We start from the raw sequence: 3,121 nt of genomic DNA, 5'->3' as shown, positions 1-3,121 counted from the left end.
AAGGAGGGATCAGGCGGTCATCGTGATGAGGGCTGCCTCTCCAGGGGAGAACATCCAGGGAGCCGGTTCCGACATCAGAGTTGGAGAGACGCTGGTTTACAGGGGCACTAGGCTGTCCCCGAGGGAGATCGGGATCCTGGCAGCCGCCGGCATTAGGGAGGTGACCGTCATCTCTAAGCCAAGGGTTGGGATATTCTCAACAGGTGACGAGCTCGCGCAGCCTGGGGAGGGGCTGGACTACGGGAAGATATACGACGTCAACTCCTCGACCCTCTTCACCTCAGTGATCGAGGACGGCGGGGATCCTGTCTTCCTCGGCATACTCCCTGATGATTATGAGTACATCAAGAGGGCCCTCAGCGAGAGCATGGATGAGAACGACATCATACTCATCTCAGGGAGCACGAGCGTTGGGGCTGGGGATGTGATTTACAGGGTGCTCGAGGAGCTTGGTCCGCCTGGGGTGCTCGTGCACGGCATAGCCATCCACCCGGGCAAGCCGACCGTGATAGCTGAGGCGAGGGGGAAGTTGATAATAGGCCTTCCCGGGTACCCGACGAGCTGCCTCACAGTTTACAGGGAGTTGGTATCCCCGCTCATAAGGAGATGGAGCTCGAGGCTTCCGGAGACTGAGAGGGAGATCATAGCCAGGGCTGCCGAGAGTATACACGGGGAGAGGGGGAGGAGGGATCTCCTTCCCGTGCATCTGGTCATGGATGAGGAGCCCCTGGCGTTCCCGGTCCCAACGGGATCGGAGGCTATATCGACTCTCTCCAGGGCGGACGGTTACATAATAATGGATGAGATGAGGGAGATCATCGAGGAAGGGGAAGAGGTGAGGGTGAGGCTCTTCGTGGACAGGATCGCTGATGCATCAGTCATAGGGAGTCACTGTTTGGGCCTGGAGATCATCCTAGCTGAGATGAGGGATCGCGGCCTTCTAGTCAAGTTCGTGCCCGTAGGATCTTACGGGGGATTCAAGGCCATAGCAAGGGGGGAGGCGGACATCTCAGGGGTCCATGCGCTCGATCCCGAGACCATGGAGTACAACGTGACCCTCCTGAGGAAGTTCTCCCTGGAGGACGAGGCCATCCTGCTGAGGGGATACAGCAGGATCCAGGGCCTCATAGTGAGGAAGGGGAACCCGAAGGGGATAAGGGGGATCAGGGACCTCCTGGAGAGGGAGGACATAGTCATCATAAACAGGAATAAGGGTTCGGGCACCAGGGTGCTGCTGGATCATCTGCTGAGGAAAGAGGCCGAGAGCCTCGGGATGAGCTTCGAGGAGGGGGTCAGCAGGATCAGGGGTTACTGGAGTGAGGCGAAATCTCATAATGCAGTTGCCGCGACCGTGAAGAACGGTATCGCTGATGTGGGTATAGGCATAAAGACCGTGGCGAAGCTTTACGACCTAGATTTCATCCCGCTGATGGAGGAGAGGTACGATTTCCTGATTAGGAAGCGCTCCCTGACTAAGAGGGCCGTCGAGGAGTTCCTGGAGATCATAAGGGATCCCGGCATCAGGAGGAGGATAAACTCCCTGGAGGGCCTCAGGGCCGATGATGACATCGGAACCCCCCTGACGCCACCCCGGGCTTAGGCGCGGTCCCTAACCCTACGTCGGGATCACTTTGATCTCGCTATGGACACAAGATGAGGCGCTTCCGGTATTATCAGCTTCTCCAAGGCGAGCTTCACAGCGTCCGGAGATCCTGGAAGGAGGAATACGAGCGATTTGGAGAATACCCCTCCGGTAGCCCTGCTCGCCATGGCCGAACTTCCGATCTCGGAGTAGCTCAGCCACCTGAAGATCTCCCCGAATCCGGGAAGCTCCTTATCGAGCAAGGGCCTTATGGCCTCAGGAGTCACATCTGATGGACTCACACCGGTTCCCCCGCAGAATATTACGACATCGGAATCCTCCGACGCCTCGATCAGGGACCTCCTGATGGCATTGATATCGTCGGGGATCACCTTCCTCCTCACAACGGAACTCCCGGATCTCCCTATGAGCTCAGTGGCCAGCCTCCCCGTGACGTCCTCCTTACTCTCATCGACAGATCTAGAGGTGCTCACGACGAACACCGAGTACCTGAGCTTCGAGGGAGCGCCCCTCCTGTGCTCCTCCGGGACCCCCATAGGGGGACCTCCGCGCACTGCTTTAAAGCTTTGAATTCCCCCGCAGCATGGATGGAATGCGAGATAACGCCGGGACTGCAGGAGTATCTTGCGGCCATATATAGGCTCCAGAGAGCCAAAAGGAAGGCCATCAGAGCAAAAGAACTAGCTAGAGAGCTTGGTGTCACCCTACCCAGTGTTACAGACGCTCTGAGAAAACTCTCCAAGGCCGGGTTGGTCAACTACAGGAGATACAACGAGATAACCCTGACCAGCGATGGGGAGAGATCTGCTTTGCTAATACTGGATAAGGAGAACATATTCCTCGAGTTCCTGAGGGATGTGCTGGGGTTGGATGAGGATGTCGCCAGGGAGGAGGCATGCTGGATAGAGCATGGGGTCAGTTGGGAGAGCGCGAGGAGATTGAGACTATTCATCGAATTCCTTAAGGAAAACATCAATGATATGGAAATAAAATTCAAAAAATTTGTCGAAGAGAGGGAGAAAATTTAGAGTATTACCCCATTCCTACCCGAGGGGAACGCTCGTGATAAAAAAGTTAAATTAAAATTGAACATGCTCCATGCCAGCTGGCCGGAGGTGTCAGCATGCCCAAGTACCTGATCGAGCAGGATAGGGAGAGCTGCATAGCTGATGGAGTCTGCGCCTCTCTCTGCCCAGATAACTGGATAATAGAGGACGACGGACTAGCATCGCCCGTCAAGAAGGAGCTGGACGATCTTGGTTGCAACATGGAGGCCGCCCAGGCCTGCCCAGTTAACATAATCCACATATACGAGATCCAGCCGGATGGCTCCAAGAAGCAGCTCATCTGAGAGGAACAAACACACCTAATTTTTTGAAGGGGGCGGTGGGCTCCCCCGGAGTGGAACGGGTGCATGAGGACCCCTTTATCCCCTGAATTCCCTCCCCTCGGCTGACCAGCAGCGCCGGACGTCCACCTTAGGGCTGCTCCCTTCCGGGCCTGACCCGGTTCGGTGGC

The 3,121-nt window shown here is 56.4% G+C and carries 4 protein-coding genes and 1 other RNA gene; 3 read left to right on the top strand and 2 right to left on the bottom strand.

The window, feature by feature from the left end; genetic code table 11:
• Positions 1–1,600 (top strand): molybdopterin biosynthesis protein (locus tag BA066_07535; protein RDD52845.1); only part of this gene is annotated, 1,600 nt, incomplete at its 5' end.
• A 26-nt stretch (positions 1,601–1,626) separates the two neighbouring features.
• Here the strand turns inward: BA066_07535 and BA066_07530 are convergent.
• Positions 1,627–2,139: a MogA/MoaB family molybdenum cofactor biosynthesis protein gene (locus BA066_07530; protein RDD52844.1), complete on the bottom strand. Its 513-nt coding sequence runs from the start codon at positions 2,137–2,139 to the stop codon at positions 1,627–1,629.
• A 51-nt stretch (positions 2,140–2,190) separates the two neighbouring features.
• On the opposite strand from BA066_07530, the gene BA066_07525 reads away from it, so the two are divergent.
• Both BA066_07525 and BA066_07520 read left to right on the top strand, forming a co-directional pair.
• Positions 2,191–2,631 carry a metal-dependent transcriptional regulator gene (locus BA066_07525; GenBank protein ID RDD52843.1) on the top strand — a complete coding sequence of 147 codons (441 nt, stop codon included), beginning with the start codon at positions 2,191–2,193 and terminating at the stop codon, positions 2,629–2,631.
• Between the two features lie 95 nt (positions 2,632–2,726).
• Complete coding sequence (locus tag BA066_07520) at positions 2,727–2,954, top strand: ferredoxin (protein RDD52842.1); 228 nt, start codon at positions 2,727–2,729, stop codon at positions 2,952–2,954.
• A 122-nt stretch (positions 2,955–3,076) separates the two neighbouring features.
• Here the strand turns inward: BA066_07520 and ffs are convergent.
• Positions 3,077–3,120: signal recognition particle sRNA small type (ffs, locus tag BA066_07515), an RNA gene on the bottom strand.
• Between the last annotated feature and the right edge of the window lies 1 nt (position 3,121).

Source organism: Candidatus Korarchaeota archaeon NZ13-K, from assembly GCA_003344655.1.
In the GTDB taxonomy this organism is placed as follows: Archaea; Korarchaeota; Korarchaeia; order Korarchaeales; family Korarchaeaceae; genus Korarchaeum.
The sequence above is the reverse complement of the archived record's forward strand: the minus strand, read 5'-3'. Positions and strand labels throughout refer to the sequence as shown.

Excerpts from the sequence above, each read along its gene's own strand:
- BA066_07520 (RDD52842.1), top strand. The coding sequence starts at position 2,727 with ATGCCCAAGTACCTGATCGAGCAGGATAGGGAGAGCTGCATAGCTGAT.
- BA066_07530 (RDD52844.1), bottom strand. The coding sequence starts at position 2,139 with ATGGGGGTCCCGGAGGAGCACAGGAGGGGCGCTCCCTCGAAGCTCAGG.
- BA066_07525 (RDD52843.1), top strand. The coding sequence starts at position 2,191 with ATGGAATGCGAGATAACGCCGGGACTGCAGGAGTATCTTGCGGCCATA.